Here is an 18,369-nt window from a genome sequence, read left to right as displayed (position 1 = left end):
TACTAATGTAAAAAAACTAACATATGTTTCTAAAGTTCCTTAGGCTTGAAATCAAAAGCTTTTTCCGTGGTACATCTTTAGGGATCAATTTAACCATGAAAATACTCCGGTTTATCGGAATACTTTATTTCATGGGCTGTCTGGTAGGAGGAGCTTTTATTGCTTTTTTCTACGTGCAGGAGGAAATGCACCAGAATCCTTTAAAAGTGGTTTCGAAATTTCTGATTGTTGGCTGGATCATTGATCTTGCCCTCAAATACCTCTGGCAGGAAATTCCTACACAGAATATCAAGCCGTTTCTCACCCTGAATATCAGGAAGAATACATTGGTCAATTATATGCTGGCTAAAACTTTTCTTTCAGCATTCAGCTGGTTGAGCTCTTTGTTCTTCATTACATTTTCACTCATTGCTGTATTCAACGGATATAGTATTCCCGGGATCGTACTCTGGCTTATAGGGGTGATTTCATTACTCTATCTGAATAATTTCATCAATATTTTCTTCAACGGTAAGGAGACCCTGGCAGTGATCATTGGTATATGCTTCCTGACAATAGGAGCGTTGGGATATTACAATATGATTCCGGTTTTGTCTTATTCTGAGTCTGTTTTCTTCAGCTTTTATGAAAAACCTTACTTTGCCCTGATTCCTATTGCTTTGTTCGTAATATTGTGGTGGATATGCTTCCGCTACCTTCGTAACGAATTTTATCTTGATCAGGGACTTGAAGCGAAGAAAACCGTTGGAAAAACAGAAAATATAGCGTTCCTAAACAAGTATGGAGTTACCGGTACATTTATCAATAATGATATAAAAATGCTGAGACGTAATAAGGTGACCAAAGGCATTTTGCTGGGCAGCTTTATGTTCTTATTCTACGGATTACTGATGTTTACCTCCTCACTGTATAAAACTCCGGCAATGATGATGTTTATGGGGCTTTTTGTAACAGGAGGCTTCCAGTTTCTGTTCGGGCAGAGAGTACCGGCTTTTGACAGTTCATATTATCCGTTGATGATGACCCTGAACGTTCCTTACAAAGAATATCTGAAAGCAAAATGGTGGCTGATGAATATTGTAACAGCAGCTTCTGTGATTATAGCTCTTTGTTATGCGTATTTTGGCTGGGAAGTTTACATTACCTTTTTTGCAGCCGGATTATACAATATTGGAGTGAACTCCCAGTTTACCTTATGGTCTGGCGCCTTCAACAAAACCCAGATTGATCTGAATTCAAAAGAAAAAAGAATGGGGCAAAAAGGAAGTTTCAATCTTGTGGCAATGCTTCTGCTGATTCCAAAAATGCTTCTTCCAATGGGAGTATTTGCGGTGGCAAAATATTTTTCCGGTATTACCGCAGGAGTAATAAGTATTGCCGTTATTGGAATTATCGGGTTTTTCCTGAGAGAAAAGATCTTCGATATCATCGTAAAACATTATAAGAAAGAAAAATACAGCACACTTGATGCATTTAAAAATAAAAGTTAAGCCATGATCAACATCCATAATTTATCCAAAACATACGGAACAGCAACTGTTCTTAATATCGAACATCTTGAAATTCCAAATGGGGAAACATTTGGTCTTGTAGGAAATAACGGGGCGGGAAAAACAACGCTTTTCAGCCTGATGCTGGATTTGATCCAGGCTTCTACAGGGTATGTAAGTATTGATGGCATTAAAGTTAACGAATCCGAAGCGTGGAAGAATAAAGTTTCAGCTTTTGTGGATGATACATTCCTCATCGGTTATCTTACTCCTGAAGAATATTTTTACTTCATCGGGGAGCTGAGAGGCCAGAACAAGGCATCTGTAGATGAATTCCTGAAACCTTTCCATGATTTTTTCAATGGGGAGATCCTTAAATCCGGCAAATATATCCGTGACCTTTCAAAAGGGAATCAGAAAAAAGTGGGAATTGTAGGGGCCATCATTGGAAATCCTGAGATTATTATTCTTGACGAACCGTTTGCCAATCTGGATCCGTCTACGCAGATCAAGCTCAAAAACCTGATCAAAGAACTGTCTAAACAGGATGGAGTTACTTTCCTGATATCGAGCCATGATCTTTCTCACACCACAGAAGTGTGTAACAGAATTGTGGTGGTGAATAAAGGTCTTTTGGTAAAAGATATTCAGACCAACCCGGAAACCCTGAAAGATCTTGAGCAATATTTTGCAGATCAGGTTTCTGTTTCGGATATTTAATACCACAAAAAAAGAGGTATGAATACGATAGAATCACAGAACGTAACAGATTATCCAAATAGCAATACTATTTTTATGGTCTGGAAACTTAATGAAAGTCCACAGCTGAAGGATGTTTTTCAGAGGCTAAGCGCTTTGGTTTTAAATCTTAATAATTCGGTTTTCAACCGTTTTCCGGACAGCAGGGCAAGCTGTGTGATGGGAATTGGTGCCGAGGCATGGAGAAAACTGGAACTTCCGACACCTCCTCCAAAGGAATTAGTCAGTTTTGAAGAAATAAAAGGAATAAAACATACCGCTGTTTCCACTCCCGGAGATCTCCATTTTCACCTGAGAGCAGATAACAAAAGCCTGATCTTTGATATGGCTGTGGAAATATCCAAACTGCTGAGCCCGGTAGGCGAAAGTATTCTGGAGATTCACGGATTCAAATACTGGGATGCACGTTCTATTCTTGGTTTTGTAGACGGAACTGAAAATCCGCATGGGGACGACCGTGATTACTTTGCAAAAATCGGAGATGAAGATCTTCAGTATAAAGGCGGAAGCTATCTTTTTGTACAGAAATACCTTCATAATATGGATGCATGGAAAGGATTATCCACAGAAGAGCAGGAAAAAGTAATCGGAAGATCAAAAGAAAATGATATTGAAATGTCTGATGATGTAAAACCTTCCAATTCTCACATTGCCTTAGCCAATATTGAAGGTGAAAATGGGGAAGAATTGAAAATTGTCAGGGATAATATGCCTTTCGGAAGCCCTTCTACTAATGACTTTGGGACCTATTTTATTTCTTATGCAAGCACATTTACAACAACCAGAAAGATGCTGACCAATATGTTTATAGGTAACCCGCCGGGAAATTATGACAGGATTTTAGACTTCAGCACAGCCGTTACCGGAACGCTTTTCTTTGTTCCTACCAGAAATATGCTTGATGAATTCTCAGGATAAATGCAAGGCTGCCTCTTTCAAGGCAGCTTTTTTAATATAGAAACTGTTTAAATTTTTTGTTATTCGGAATTAAATGATTCTGAAAAGTTTACAACAGATTGTAAATAATTTTTTTTTTAAAACGTGTAACCTTTTTTTGTTTTCATTGTCTTTAGTATAGAAACAGCATAAGCATGAAACTCTTGTTCGGAAATAAAAAGAATGATTTGTTGAGCCTCCTGAAAAAACAGGATCCGGCGGCACAGAAGATTTTCTATGAACAGAATGTAAAGAAATTTCTGAGTATAAGCAAAAGCTATGTAAGCGATTTGTACCAGGCAGAAGATTGTCTCATTAAAGCATTCTGTAAAATTTTTAAGCATATAGAAAGCTTCAGAGGAGAGTCGAACCTGGAAAGCTGGGCAAGAAGAATTGTGGTCAATGAATGCCTGAATTTTATCAAAAGTCATAAAACAGTTTTCTATCTGGATGAGATCAACCAATCTTTTCATGAAGATATCCACGAAACGGAGATTGACTGTGATTTTAATGCGCAGGAACTTTTGGATCAGCTTCCGGATGCCTACAGAATGGTCTTTAACCTGTATGTACTGGAAGAATATTCTCATCAGGAAATTGCCGATACTTTGCAGATTTCAATTGCCGTGAGTAAAACACAACTTTTCAGGGCAAAAGAAAAATTAAGAAAGGTCTACTTTCAACAACAAAAAAAAGTGAAAAATGAAAACGGTTAAAGATAATATTGAATATCAGATCAAAAAGCAGATTGACGAAAGAGAGATCACTCCGTCCCGTGATCTGTGGTCTGAAATAGAGTTCCATAATAACAGTAATCGTTCACCAAGGTTACAAATGAAATGGGTTTTAATAGCTGCATGTTTAATGTTGACCTTTGGTTTAGGTGCCGTTCTGTTTTTTCTTAATCAGCCTGCGGAAATTCATCCTGAAACTGTAAAGAAAACAGAAAAAATTACTGCTGACAATATCGTAAAAGATCCGGTACAGAACAGCATTCCGCTGGCAGCCGAGAATAATGATAAAAAAGACATACAAAAAATACCTGCTCAGGATAAGGAAGAGGTGGTTTCTGCTGTGGCAATAGGATCAGAGAAGATGATTCCTAAAGAAACTGTCCCTGCAAAGAAAGCGGAATTTATCCAGATTTCCACTCCTAAGCTCATGGCAAAAGCCGATTCTTTAAAAACTCCGGTCAAAAAAAAGAAATATGTAGACCCGTCCACGCTCCTTTTTTCAGTAGAGCATAAAGACGTTATCGAAAAAACGAAGGATGGTAGCAACGTTGCTACTACTATTGACCTGAATGCCAGATAATCCATCCGAAAATTTAAAAATTAATAATATGATCAAGAAATTAATCGTAATGGGATTGCTATGCTTTGTTTCAGCATCTTTCCATGCACAAAAGACCTTCAATATTAACCTGTCTTCCAAAAAAGATACTGAGGTAAGCCCGATTGTCAAAGAAAAAGTGGAAGAATATGCTGCTAAGATCAATGCCATTATCCAGGAAGAAAAAAAGCTCATGGAAGAAGAGCTTAAGGTGTTGCAGGCCAGGAATCTGGACAAGGCTGAATTCGACAGAGAAAAGGCCCTGATTGCAGATCGCTATTCCGAGAAAATGGATAAAAGAATTGAAGAACTGGGATTTGATCTGGATGATGTGATTCAGAAGCAGGTAAGATATTCTCTTTTGAATACTGATGTGACTTCCAATGAAGAGCTTAAAGAAAAACTGCTGAAAAAATTCCGTCCTACCAGAAGCTTTACGGGATATTTCTCCTACGGAATTATGACACTGACAAACAGCTCTCAGGATAACGAACTGGATAAGAACATCGGATATGCGAATAATCTGGAATTTGGGCTGAAACTGAATTATCAGCTCAGCAGAACCAGCCCCTGGGCGGTTACTTCAGGATTAGGGTTTTCCTGGAGAACCGTCAGAACAGATAATAATATGTACTTTGCAAAAAGTGCAGACCAGGGAGTTGCTTTGGTTCAGGCCAATCAAAATCTGGATAAAAGTAAACTGAGAACGGGATATATTATCGTTCCTCTTGGAATACAGTATAACTTCTCCAAACTTAAAAATGCCGGCATGGATATCCAGTACCGTAGTTACTATACCGGATTTAAAATAGGAGCGAATGTATATGGAGGGGTGAAAATGTCTACGAATAATATTGTGAAAGACGGTGACGGAGAAAGAAGAGACCGCGGAAATTATCAGGTAAATCCTTTTGTGTATGGGGCACAGCTTACTCTTTCTTATAACGGCTTCAGCATATTTGTAAAAAAAGACTTCAGCAACTTCTTTAAGGACGGCTATTTTAAAAATGATAAAGCGCTGATATTCGGCTTAGCCATCGGATTGGATTAAATATATTTTGATTGCAAAACAAAAACTCCGGAAGACCTGCTCCCGGAGTTTTACATTGTATCAGTTATATAATCATTATTTTAAGCTTCCTACCATATCTTCAGGTTTTACCCATTCATCAAACTGTTCAGCAGTTAACAGACCAAGATTGATGGCTTCCTCTTTTAATGTCGTACCATTTTTATGAGCTGTTTTAGCGATCTTAGCGGCGTTTTCGTATCCGATGTGGGTATTTAAAGCTGTAACAAGCATCAAAGATTTGTCTACAAGCTCTTTAATCCTTTCATGATTAGGTTCAATACCTACGGCACAATGGTCGTTGAAGGAAATGCATGCATCAGCAATCAATTGGGCAGACTGTAAGAAATTAAAAGCCATTACCGGCTTGAAAACATTCAGCTCGTAATTCCCCTGAGTTCCGGCAAACGAAATCGTGGTATCATTTCCTAAAACCTGTGCACACACCATGGTCATTGCTTCATTTTGAGTTGGATTTACTTTTCCCGGCATAATAGAAGATCCCGGTTCATTCTCAGGAATATGGATTTCCCCGATTCCTGAACGCGGCCCTGAAGCCATGAGCCTGATATCCTGAGCGATTTTAAACAGAGATACAGCCAGCTGTTTTAGTGCACCGTGGCTTTCAACAATGGCATCGTGGGCGGCAAGAGCTTCAAATTTATTTTCAGCCGTAACGAAAGGATGTTTTGTAAATTGAGCAATGTATTCTGCTACTTTTACATCATAACCGTTAGGGGTATTCAGACCCGTTCCTACAGCAGTTCCTCCTAGTGCCAGCTCGGAAAGATGAGGTAATGTATTTTTTAAAGCTCTCAATCCGAATTCCAGTTGGGCTACATAACCGGAAAATTCCTGTCCAAGAGTAAGTGGGGTAGCATCCATCAGATGGGTCCTTCCGATTTTGACAATATCTTTGAAAGCTTTCGATTTTTCAGCCAGTGTATTTTTTAATTTTTCCACTGCGGGAATCGTTACTTCCACCACTTTTGTATAAGCAGCGATGTGCATGGCTGTAGGATAAGTATCGTTCGAAGACTGGGATTTGTTCACATCATCATTCGGGTGAATTTCAGACTTTTCACCTAATGTTCCTCCGTTATTCACATGAGCCCTGTTTGAAATGACTTCATTGACATTCATATTCGACTGTGTTCCGGAGCCTGTCTGCCAGATCACTAAAGGAAACTGGTCATTCAATTTTCCTTCCAGTATTTCATCACATACTTTCGCTATCATATCCCTTTTTTCAGCAGGAAGCACTCCCAGGTCAGTATTGGCATAGGCTGCTGCTTTTTTAAGATAAGCAAAAGCTTCAATGATTTCATGCGGCATCGAGCCTTCAGGCCCTATTTTGAAGTTGTTTCTGGAACGTTCTGTCTGTGCACCCCAGAATTTATCTGCAGGAACCTGCACTTCCCCCATAGTGTCTTTTTCTATTCTGTAATTCATAGTGGTTGAAATTTGTATGATCTGTTGATTTAAAGGCCATGAAATTTTGACATTATTAATTTGTAATGAAAAAAAATAATGCTTTGGCTTAATTTATTTATCTTCTATAAAGGTACTTATAAACTCAGAAACCCACAATTTATAATCATTATAAATATCAATTTAACTGACTGATTTTACTCATATTTTTTTAAGGAGGCGTATTTTTGTACAAACAAAAATTGAATGGATTTTAGATATCAGGATCCGTATCCTATTCAGAAAGATGATACGGTGTACAAGAAACTTACATCAGACTATGTAAAGGTTGAAAAACTGGGTGACAGAGAAATCTTAACAGTAGACCCGAAAGGATTGGAGTTACTGGCAGAAGAGGCCATGGCAGATGTGTCTTTCATGCTTCGTTCCTCACACCTGGAAAGCCTTAGAAGAATCATTGATGATCCTGAAGCTACAGATAATGACAGATTCGTTGCTTACAATCTTTTGCAGAACGCTGCAGTAGCTGTTGAGGGAGCTCTTCCTTCATGCCAGGATACAGGTACCGCAATTGTAATGGGAAAAAAAGGTGAAAATGTATATACAGGAGTAGACGATGGAGAATACCTGAGCAAAGGAATCTTCAATACCTACCAGAAAAGAAACTTAAGATATTCTCAGGTCGTACCTTTAACGATGTTTGATGAAAAGAATTCCGGATCTAACCTTCCGGCACAGATTGATATCTATGCTAAAAAAGGAGATTACTACGAATTTTTATTTTTGACAAAAGGTGGAGGTTCAGCCAACAAAACATTCTTATACCAGAAAACAAAATCTTTACTGAACGAAAAATCTCTTGAAGAATTCATCAAAGAAAAGATTTCAGACCTTGGAACAGCTGCCTGCCCGCCGTATCACCTGGCATTGGTAATCGGAGGTACATCAGCAGAAGCCAACCTTGCGGCTGTTAAAAAAGCATCAGCAAAATATTACGATAATCTTCCGACAGAAGGAAATGAAGCCGGACAGGCATTCAGAGATCTTGAATGGGAAGCCAGAGTTCAGAAAATCTGTCAGGAAAGTGCCATTGGAGCTCAGTTTGGTGGAAAATACCTTACTCATGACGTAAGAGTAATCAGACTTCCGAGACATGCCGCATCCTGTCCTGTAGGAATGGGAGTTTCCTGTTCTGCAGACAGAAATATCAAAGGAAAAATTACCAAAGAAGGAATTTTCCTTGAGCAACTTGAACAGGATCCGAAAAGGTTCTTGCCTGATACACCTCCGCACCTGGAAGAAGCTGTTGAGATCAATCTGAATAAGCCAATGCCGGAAATCCTTGCGGAACTTTCTAAATATCCGATCAAAACGAGACTGAAGCTGAACGGAACATTGATCGTGGCAAGAGATATCGCTCACGCAAAAATCAAAGAAATTATTGACAGCGGTAAACCAATGCCGGAGTATTTCAAAAATCACCCGATCTATTATGCAGGACCAGCAAAAACTCCGGAAGGAATGGCTTCAGGAAGCTTCGGGCCTACTACTGCAGGAAGAATGGATGTTTATGTAGATGAATTCCAGAGCCATGGCGGAAGTATGATTATGCTGGCAAAAGGAAACAGAAGTAAAGATGTTACCAATGCATGTAACAAATACGGAGGTTTCTATCTTGGATCTATCGGAGGACCGGCCGCCATCCTTGCCAAGGATAATATTGTGTCTGTAGACGTTGTAGACTTCCCTGAATTAGGTATGGAAGCCGTAAGAAAAATCGAAGTAAAAGACTTCCCCGCATTCATCATTACCGATGATAAAGGCAACGATTTCTTCGCAGATCTTGCCCATTAATTAGTTTAAAATTAAAATAAATAACAAAATAGAACGCTGATCTTTTGTGTAAAAAGGAAAAAAGTTCTATTTTTGCCTAAAATCTTTAAGAGAATGATAACGATTTTATCAGCATTTTGGCCGTTCTACCAGTTCCTGTGGACTATTTTCTTTATTACTATGTTCTTAGTAGGATTCTGGTGTATTTTTATGTTCTTCGGATTAGTAATCCCAATGTGGCTAACTGAAGGTTTGAAAGAGTATTTCGGAAAAGTAAAACCTTTCAATCCTGAAGACATCAGAAGAAAGCTTATTACTGAGCAGGAAGGTGTAGAGGTTATTTATAACGAGCCTAAAGGAAACGGACCTTTCATTCACGATCACGGACATCATTAATTGATTGTCATTGCTTTTTCACCTGAATTCTGAAAAAGTAATATCAAAGCAAAACAACATATATGAACCGCTTAATTTTTTTAAGCGGTTTTTCTATTTATTATTCCTCATCCTTTCAGGAGAGATGCCAAACTTCCTTTTGAATGCCCGTGTAAAGTTCTGAAGATATTCGTAACCGCATTCTATTGCGATTTCTTTGATCATTATTTCTTTATTGGTGATTAACTTTTTAGCTTTCAGCATCCTGAGTTCCGAAATATAAAGAGCTATTGTTGTATGATATCGAGATTTGAATTCCTTTCTGATGATACTTTGATTCATCCCGATATACTTTCCTATCTCTTCAGCTTTTATATTTCTGTGGTAATTTTCATCAATAAATTTTCTGATCATTTCAGGCGTCTTTGGGGTAGATTCCAGTGTGTTTTTCTCATTGAACTGCTCAAAGATCAGAATAAGAAGTTTGATAATTTTGGCTTCTATGAATAGTTTCTGCATAATTCCCCGTTTGGTACAGCCCAGAATTTCCCTTACGATCATATGCATTTCAACCGTCATATCCGGTGGTGTTTCTTTATGCAGGAATATAAAATTATTACGGATCATATTTTCAAGAATTTCAGCATTATCACGATGAAGTCCTGGATTGATGAGGTTAAAAATATACTGATAATTGATCTGAATCTGAAGGTATTTCAGTATTTCCTGGTTTACTGTCCAAAGTTCAGCCATACTTTCCTTCGGAGAATAATGAAGGATATATTGGCTTTTTCTGAACAGAAACTTCGTTCCGCAATCAGGAGCTTCTAAGTAGATGCCATCACTCAGCAGGAAAATAAGATTAAAGCTTGATTTTCCTTCCCGTATATGAGATCTGAATGAATGGTCAGGGCACAGGTTTTCCTGCATGATGATTTTGATGTCTTCGGAGCTGAACAGCAGTCCGCTTTCGGATGTTTTCCTCATACAGCACATTTTTACAGCTATGGTACAACTTCTTAAATTGAAAGTCCTTCGCAGGATAACCAAAAGTTCGGAAATGATAACCCGGCGTTAATAATGAGAGGTACTTTTGCGCAAAATTAAATTAAATTTAGAATAATTAAAAATAATATTGTATATGTTTAAAGATTTACATTTTGCTGTAAAGAAAATCAGAACAGGATTAGCACTGTTAACCGTTGCCGGAAGCTATATGTATGCCCAGCAATGGGAAAATGTAGGAGGTGTTCAGGATGTATCTGCAGGCGGAAGTAGTTTTAATAATCTTGTTATTGACAACTCAGGGAACTATTATCTGTCATATTATGATGTTTCTGTAACTAAAGGTTCTGTTCAGAAATTTAACGGAAATTCATGGTCTTACTTAGGAGGTGTTGCTGGAGTAACTACAGGAATAGCCACTTACAATTCATTATCTGTAAACCCAGGCGGAAATAGTATTTATTACACCAATCAGCTGAGTTACCCGGGTTCCGGAATGGAAGTACGTCTGTTCACAGGATCTTTATGGTCTCAGCTTCCTAATGCTACAGATAGTGCTGTGAACTATCAGGCTTCAGCAGTATCTTCTGATAATATCCTATTCACTTATGGATCTTATGGTTCTGGAACAGTTAAAAGATATTCCGGCGGAGCATGGGAGCAGGTAGGCAATACTGGCTTTTCGGGTGGCGCTGAATTTGCTGAAATGGTTATCGGAACCAATAATATGATCTATACATGTAATGTTTCCGGAGGTATAAATGTGTATCAGAACAGTACTGATGCCAGCTCAGCACAAAACTGGAGCCTGGTGGGCGGAACTGCTGCAGATGCTGCTTCATCGGGTGAACAGTACAATGCTGATATCGCTTTGGACGGATCCAATATGATTTATGTAGCTTATGTTTCAGGTTCAGGAGAAGGAAGAAAACTGAATGTTAAAAAGTTTGACGGGAACTCCTGGATTCAGGTTGGAAATGCTAATTTCTCCAATGGAAAGGTGCAGCATATTGCATTAGCAGTAACAGAATCCGGAAAACCATATGTAGTGGCCAGCCGTTTTGAAAATGATAATTTCCTGAGAAATACCGTTTATAAATTAGACGATTCACAAAACTGGATTCCTTTTGGAGGAGACTTTGTTTCAGATGGTGAAGCAAAATATAATGATCTGGCCATAGATAAGTCACAAAATTACCTGGTTCTGGCGTATTCCGGCGATACAACAAAAGTTAAAAGAATTTCCCTGGATCTAAATCCACAAACATGCAGCAATACAGACCCTGGTGCCAATACGGGTGATATAGGCTGTGTAAGTTTTATGTATCGCGGCCAGCAGGTTGCTTATACCACTGTAAGGGGAGCAGATGGAAAAATATGGCTTCAGCAGAACCTGGGAAGCGCACAGGTTGCTTCCTCAGTGGCTGATGCCAATTCATATGGAGATCTCTTCCAGTGGGGAAGATGGGATGATGGCCATCAGCTTAGAAATTCCCAGATTGTACAGGCGCCATTCCCTAATACACCGGAAGGAATAAGTACTACCGGAGGTGGTTATATAGCAGGTTCTCCGGCTTGGTGGGCTGGTTTTTCAGGTGGAGATGCCTGGACTGGAGCATCAGTTGCGGAGATTAATGCATCAGTTGGAGCAGATCCTTGTAAAGCAATAGGACAGGATTGGAAGATGCCTTCTCAGGCAGACTGGACAACTTTAGTAGGTGCTGAAGGAATTTTTAGTCCTGCAACTGCTTACAGCAGTAATCTGAAACTACCGGCGGGAGGGTACAGAGGCTCAAGTAATGGAGACTTTACTTTCGTAGGACAAAGAGGGTATTTCTGGAGCTCTGATACATCAAGCTTAGGAGGAAAATATCTTTATATCGGATCAACGATTGCCAATCCATCTGCTGGTGCCATGAGAGGGCAGGGGGCATCAGTAAGATGCATCAAACCTACATCTTCTTTGAGTACATCAGAAATTAAACTTAAAAATGCTGTGGCGGGAATGTATCCTAACCCTACAAAAGGATTTCTTACGATTAAATCTGATTCAGAGATTGAAAAAGTAAATATTATCAATGCGGTAGGGCAAAGAATGAATGTACAATGTTCAAATAATCAGATTAACATGGTAGAATTTCCTTCAGGGTTATACCTCGTAGAATTAAAATTAAAGAACGGACAGATCGTTTCTAAAAAGATTATAAAAGATTAATCCAATTGATTGGTAAGATATTCGCCATATAAAAAATAGTTCATTACAATTACTTTTTATTGGGAGGCTCATGAGATTTCATGAGTCTTTTTTTATTTATTTTTTCTCTGAAAACGGCAATATTACCGGGAACTTAATAAAAACAGGCAATATGAATAAAAATTAATCCTATATTCGATAAAAAAATAGGACATGAGAAAATTTTATTCTGTTGCTTTTCTGCTGATTGCCATGTGTGTATTGGGGCAGATCAGTTATACAATTTCCCCCAATCCGTTTAATGAAACAGACGCCATTACGCTTACAGTTCCCGGAGATCAGATTGATGAATCTGCCTGGGGAGTTTCCAATAATGCCATTTATATCTGGAGCTGGTCTTTTGATACCAATTATCAGAACAGTCAGGATTGTCCTACCAATGGAAGCTGGAACAATTCCAACGACCTGAATAAGTTGAATTATAATGCAGCAACGGACAGTTATTCACTTACCTTTACTCCAACTGCTTTCTTCGGGCGAACAGGAATCGGAAGGTTCGGGTTTTTATTAAAAGATAAAACAGGGTCACACCAGACCTCACCAGATATTTTTGTAAATGTGGGGACTTTAAGCCTAAACCTTACAAACCCATTGGTGAATAGCCTGACTTCTGTTCCGGTTGGTAATTCCATCAATATTACTGCTACAACCAATGTCAACGCAACATTTCAGTTAAAAGCCAACGGAACGGTTGTCAACACTACGACAACACCTTCACAGTCCTATTCTTACAGTTATACCGTTACCCAGGATGCCAATATGGAGCTCGTTGCGACGCAGGGATCCAGTTCAAAAAACGCTGCATTTATTCTGCAGGTTCCGAGAAATGTGGTTTCTGAAGCAATACCGAACTGGATAAAACAAGGAATCAATTATCACCCGACAGATCAGACTAAAGTAGGATTGGCTTTATATGCGCCGGGTAAAAATTTCGTCCATGTTATCGGAAGCTTTAACAACTGGGTAGTGAATGATACGTATTTAATGAAAAGAGATACCACCAATCCTGATCTTTACTGGATTGAACTGATTGGACTGACTCCACAGCAGCTTTATACTTTTCAATACAGAACCAATGACCTGAGAAAAGTAGCAGACCCCTATTCACCACAAATCCTGTCTTCATATGATGATCAGTGGATTTCGGCTGCCACTTATCCGAATTTACCTGCATTTCCGGCCGGGCAGGGTTTTGAAGTTTCAACATTTAAAACCGGGCAGACTGCTTATAACTGGCAGGTGACCAACTTTCAAAGGCCGGCAAAAGAAAACCTGGTAGTCTATGAATTATTATTAAGGGACTTTACACAGGAAAAGAACTGGCAGTCATTGATCAATAAAATTTCTTATCTGAAGAATTTAAAAATCAATGCGATAGAACTGCTCCCCATCATGGAATTTGACGGAAACCTTTCATGGGGATACAATACCTCATTCCATTATGCATTGGATAAAGCCTACGGAACTCCTGAAAAATTCAAAGAATTTGTAGACCTGTGCCATCAGAACGGAATTGCAGTGATTCTCGATGTCGCATTTAATCATGCTACAGGACGTTCACCTTTGGTGAGACTTTGGAATATAGATCCGGATGGCGACGGTTATGGAAATGTAGCTCCGGACAATCCTTACTTTAATCAGGTTCCGAAACATTCATACAATGTATTCAATGACTTTAACCATACAAGCCCTTCAACGCAATATTACGTTGAAAGATGCCTTCAGCAATGGCTGACAGAATATCACATAGACGGATTCCGCTGGGATTTAACCAAAGGATTCACTCAGAGCTGTTCTGAAAATGATGAAACCTGCACCAATGCCTATCAGCAGGACAGAGTAGATATTATGAAACATTATGCAGACAGACAGTGGGCAATCGATCCGAATTCATACATGATTTTTGAACACCTGGGAACAGATGCGGAAGAACAGCAGTGGGCCAACTACAGAATAGCAGAAGGAAAAGGTGTTATGCTTTGGAATAAACAGACAGATCCTTATAATCAGAATACGATGGGATATAAGGAAAACAGCAATTATGACCGTATGAACCACAGCCTTCACGGTTTTACCAACATGAGTGCTGTAGGCTACGGAGAAAGTCATGATGAGGAAAGGCTGATGTTTAAAAACCTTGCTTACGGTGCAGTAAACGGAAGTTATGATGTTAAAAACCTGAATACTGCTCTTGACAGAATGAAAACTTTCGGTGCAACTTTCTTTACCATTCCCGGCCCGAAAATGATCTGGCAGTTTGGAGAATTAGGCTATGAATTCAGTATTAACAGATGTGCGGACGGTACCATCAACAGTGGTTGCAGAACCGATGAGAAACCTGTCGCATTCACACTGGGATATGATACCAATGCAAGCAGAAAAGCAGTATATGATACATGGGCAAAAATCATTACCATCAGAAATGCCCATCAGATTTTCAAAACCAAAACATACAGCATAGAGTCCAATAACCTTACGAATGACCCTAATGGGCTGATCACCAGAATTTACCTTTACGATACGGCTATTACTACAGGAATAAAGAATGTGGTGGTATTGGCCAATTATACAACTACTGCACAAAATGTGGTTCCTTATTTTCCTTATACAGGCCAATGGCAGAACCTTATGGATGACAGTATTTCGGATGTGGCTTCTACAACGGCTCCGATTACTTTGCAGCCGGGAGAATTCAGAATCTTTGGAAATTATGCAGGTGCTTTGTCTGCAGCAGATGTAAATGCAGACAACAAACTATCGCTTCGGATTGCGGATAATCCGGTACAAAACGAAACGGCAAAATTAATTTTTAATAAAGTGAAAAACGGGGAAATTTCCATTTTTGATATGACCGGTAAAAGGTTGAATTCATTCAAACTGGATAAAGAAGCCGGAACCTATGAAGTGAAAGTGAACTATCCGGCAGGAACCTATCTGGTACAGCTGAAGTCAGACACAGGAACCGCCATTCAAAAGATGATGATTAAATAAAAACAGATTATGAAGTTGTTTAGACTGATAAAAATGTTGATTTATTAAAACCATTAAGAAGGATTTGAGAAATAAAGTATAGTTAAGGTGAATCATTCTGATTTTTAAGCTTAAAGCCAAGCTTGTCTTAATACTCTTAAACTCTTATTACATCTTAATGGTTCAAAAATAAAAGTTTAAACAATTTCTATAAAATAAAGGCAGATTTGCAGACAGCAGATCTGCCTTTTTGTTCATTTAAAAAAATAGTCTACTTTTGCAGTAGATTTATCAAGAAAGGTGGAGGGATTTGGCCCGGTGAAACCTTAGCAACCTGCACGGTTCCGGAAGTGCGAAGGTGCTAATTCCAACCCGAGGGGAAGATAAGTGAAATGACTGCCTATATGAATCCCATTTCTTGAAGTCTTATGTATCTGCGGAAAAAACCGCCGAATAAGTTATGATCAATTGGGAAGAACAAAATGAAAAAAATAAGTACAGCTGTATTATTGCTTGGAGCAATCTGGGTGGCTGCTCAGGAGAGCGGGAATAAAGAGAAAGAAATTGAAGATATTATCATTGTTGGAAACCGTAATGTCAAAAGGACAAAGCTGGAGACACCGGTTCCGGTAGATGTTATTAATATCGACAAAATTCAGAAGAGTGCTCCGCAAATGACTGCCCAGGATCTGCTGAACTATGTGATTCCGTCATTTAATGCAGTAAGGCAATCCGCTTCAGACGGCACAGAGCATATTGACCCTGTTACCTTAAGAGGAATGGGTCCGGATCAGGTTCTGGTATTGCTGAACGGAAAAAGAAGACATACAACATCTTTGGTAAATTATCAGAATACAGTAGGGAATGGTTCTGTGGGAACAGATCTAAGTACCATTCCGGTGATTGCCATTGACAGAATTGAAGTTCTGAGAGACGGGGCAGCCGCACAGTACGGATCTGACGCCATTGCAGGAGTCATCAATATTATTCTTAAAAAGAATGCCGGGGCATCAGCAAGCCTTACTTACGGTATAAGCGGCAGAAATGATGGCGATACATATCAGGCAGGAGCGAATTACGGTGCTTCATTAGGAAAGAAAGACGGTTACATCAATCTTTCACTGCAGCTAAGCCACAGAGGGAAAACAACAAGAACACAAAATCATGATCTGGATATTTTCGGGGATAATTTTGCTTATGAATTTGCAGGTGATGATGAAGCCGTAAAAGCTGCCAGAGCTGCGGATGATGCAGAAATTCAAAAAAGAGGACTAACACGTGACGATTTTAATTTTCAGATCGGGGATGCACAGATCAGACAGGGACAGTTATTTTTCAATGCAGAATATCCTTTTAATGACCATTTTAAACTGTATTCTTTCGGAGGTTTCAGCATTAAGGAAGGAAAAGGTTTTGGCTTCAGAAGGCTCCCGAGTGAAAAATCTAACGTAGTTTCATCCATTTACCCGAATGGGTTTCAGGCAACGCTGGCATCCCAGATATACGATATTTCTTATGCTGTTGGAGCAAAATATAATATCAGTGACTGGCTTCTGGATCTTAGTAATACATTGGGAAGCAATACTTTCAATTACAATGTAAACAATACGAATAATGCTTCATTAGGAGCAAAATCCCCAACAAGTTTCTACGCCGGAGCACACAGCTTCCTACAAAACACCATTAATCTTGATGTTTCCAGAAATATAAACCGTTTCAATATTGCCTTCGGGGGAGAATTCAGATTTGAACAATATCAGATCAAAGCTGGTGATGAAGCTTCTTATGCCCAGTATGATGCCAACGGTAATATCGCCACCGAAGGTTCAACAGTGCTTGGTGCAGGCGGATCTCAGTCCTTTATCGGATTTTCTCCGGATAATGCACTGAAAAAGGACAGGCATTCCACAGCGGTATATGCAGATGTTTCCTATGATCTGGATAAAAAGTTAAACATTGATGCGGCTGCAAGATTTGAAAACTATTCAGATTTCGGAAATACATTGAATGGAAAGCTTGCTGTACGATATGAATTTGTAAAAAATTATGCAGTAAGAGCAGCTGTGGGTACAGGATTCAGGGCTCCTTCCCTTCAGCAGCAGTATTTTAATAACTCCTATGCGGATATTTCTACTTCCGGCGAGAAAATTGTTACCAAAGGAATCTTTAGTAATGATAGCAAAGCCGCAGCAATTCTTGGATTTGATAAGCTCAGGCAGGAAACTTCAGTCAATGCAAGTGCCGGATTTACCCTGAAACCTTTAAACAATCTGACCATCACTATAGATGGATACTGGATTAAAGTGAAAGACAGAATTGTGATCACCAGTAATATTACCGACACAAGGCTAGATCAGTTTAAGGTTGAAAGCGGAAGATTTTTCGCCAATGCCATTGATACAGAAACAAAAGGGGTAGATGTAGTGGTCACCTATGACTGGATTCTTGGCAACGGAAAATTAAATATGAATCTTGCCGGAAATTATACGGAGACAAAAATCACAGATTTCCATTTTCCGGAAAATTTAGGAACGCCTCAGGAACAGTTTTTTGGCCCGGATCAGATCAATATCATTGAAACACTGTCTCCCAAAACAAAAGCTTCATTAGGATTAAATTACGGAATCGGGAAGTTCAATTTTCTCGTAAGAAATACCTATTTTGGCAAAGTCATAAGAGATGGCTATCCGTTTGGAGAAGTGCAGGAGTTCTCTCCAAAAGTCGTTACTGATATCAGTGTTGGATATGATATTACAAAAAGTATCAACTTTACAGCAGGTGCCAATAATATTTTTGATGTTTTCCCGGATCGCCAGATTTACAGAAATTCATACTATGGGGTATTCAAGTATGCGCCGGTGCAGATGGGAACGCTGGGGAATTATTTCTTCGGAAGACTTAATTTTAACTTTTAA

The 18,369-nt window shown here is 39.1% G+C and carries 13 protein-coding genes and 1 riboswitch; of the genes, 11 read left to right on the top strand and 2 right to left on the bottom strand.

Features of this window, described 5'->3' with window-relative positions; genetic code table 11:
* Positions 1-23 precede the first annotated feature (23 nt).
* From ACR1PO_RS20730 to ACR1PO_RS20705, 6 genes are all read left to right on the top strand, one after another.
* Positions 24-1,490, top strand: coding sequence for a DUF5687 family protein (locus tag ACR1PO_RS20730; protein WP_433988029.1), 1,467 nt, complete (start codon positions 24-26; stop codon positions 1,488-1,490).
* Between the two features lie 3 nt (positions 1,491-1,493).
* On the top strand, positions 1,494-2,210 hold the full coding sequence (locus ACR1PO_RS20725; protein WP_232722987.1) for an ABC transporter ATP-binding protein: 717 nt from the start codon (positions 1,494-1,496) through the stop codon (positions 2,208-2,210).
* A gap of 18 nt (positions 2,211-2,228) precedes the next feature.
* Entirely contained in the window at positions 2,229-3,167 is a 939-nt protein-coding gene (locus ACR1PO_RS20720) for a Dyp-type peroxidase (RefSeq protein WP_433988028.1), read from the top strand.
* A gap of 173 nt (positions 3,168-3,340) precedes the next feature.
* Positions 3,341-3,901 (top strand): RNA polymerase sigma factor, encoded by a 561-nt coding sequence (locus tag ACR1PO_RS20715; RefSeq protein ID WP_433988027.1) that lies wholly within the window; start codon positions 3,341-3,343, stop codon positions 3,899-3,901.
* A complete protein-coding gene (locus tag ACR1PO_RS20710; RefSeq protein WP_433988026.1) occupies positions 3,888-4,499 on the top strand; it encodes a hypothetical protein in 612 nt (203 codons plus the stop codon). The genes ACR1PO_RS20715 and ACR1PO_RS20710 overlap by 14 nt, the downstream gene beginning before the upstream one ends.
* Positions 4,500-4,527: 28 nt before the next feature.
* Positions 4,528-5,568 carry a porin family protein gene (locus ACR1PO_RS20705; RefSeq protein ID WP_433988025.1) on the top strand — a complete coding sequence of 347 codons (1,041 nt, stop codon included), beginning with the start codon at positions 4,528-4,530 and terminating at the stop codon, positions 5,566-5,568.
* A 75-nt stretch (positions 5,569-5,643) separates the two neighbouring features.
* On the opposite strand, the gene fumC is transcribed toward ACR1PO_RS20705, so the two are convergent.
* Entirely contained in the window at positions 5,644-7,038 is a 1,395-nt protein-coding gene (fumC, locus tag ACR1PO_RS20700; protein WP_232722991.1) for a class II fumarate hydratase, read from the bottom strand.
* A gap of 225 nt (positions 7,039-7,263) precedes the next feature.
* On the opposite strand from fumC, the gene ACR1PO_RS20695 reads away from it, so the two are divergent.
* Positions 7,264-8,871: a fumarate hydratase gene (locus ACR1PO_RS20695; protein WP_433988024.1), complete on the top strand. Its 1,608-nt coding sequence runs from the start codon at positions 7,264-7,266 to the stop codon at positions 8,869-8,871.
* 93 nt (positions 8,872-8,964) lie between these two features.
* Positions 8,965-9,246 (top strand): hypothetical protein, encoded by a 282-nt coding sequence (locus ACR1PO_RS20690; protein ID WP_332388915.1) that lies wholly within the window; start codon positions 8,965-8,967, stop codon positions 9,244-9,246.
* A gap of 93 nt (positions 9,247-9,339) precedes the next feature.
* Here the strand turns inward: ACR1PO_RS20690 and ACR1PO_RS20685 are convergent, their stop codons facing one another.
* A complete protein-coding gene (locus tag ACR1PO_RS20685; RefSeq protein WP_433988023.1) occupies positions 9,340-10,212 on the bottom strand; it encodes a helix-turn-helix transcriptional regulator in 873 nt (290 codons plus the stop codon).
* Positions 10,213-10,366: 154 nt separating this feature from the next.
* Here ACR1PO_RS20685 and ACR1PO_RS20680 point away from each other — a divergent pair, with 154 nt between their 5' ends.
* The 3 genes from ACR1PO_RS20680 to ACR1PO_RS20670 all read left to right on the top strand — a co-directional run bounded on the left by ACR1PO_RS20680 (position 10,367) and on the right by ACR1PO_RS20670 (position 18,369).
* The gene (locus ACR1PO_RS20680) at positions 10,367-12,445 is read left to right on the top strand and encodes a T9SS type A sorting domain-containing protein (protein ID WP_433988022.1); all 2,079 of its coding nucleotides are present in this window, start codon (positions 10,367-10,369) and stop codon (positions 12,443-12,445) included.
* Positions 12,446-12,637: 192 nt separating this feature from the next.
* Positions 12,638-15,475 carry an alpha-amylase family glycosyl hydrolase gene (locus tag ACR1PO_RS20675; protein ID WP_433988021.1) on the top strand — a complete coding sequence of 946 codons (2,838 nt, stop codon included), beginning with the start codon at positions 12,638-12,640 and terminating at the stop codon, positions 15,473-15,475.
* A gap of 264 nt (positions 15,476-15,739) precedes the next feature.
* Positions 15,740-15,844: riboswitch (SAM riboswitch) on the top strand.
* A gap of 92 nt (positions 15,845-15,936) precedes the next feature.
* Positions 15,937-18,369, top strand: a complete 2,433-nt coding sequence (locus ACR1PO_RS20670; protein ID WP_433988020.1) for a TonB-dependent receptor plug domain-containing protein — start codon at positions 15,937-15,939, stop codon at positions 18,367-18,369.

Source organism: Chryseobacterium amylolyticum (assembly GCF_051011775.1).
Lineage (GTDB): Bacteria > Bacteroidota > Bacteroidia > Flavobacteriales > Weeksellaceae > Chryseobacterium.
This window is presented reverse-complemented; position numbering and strand designations above follow the sequence as displayed.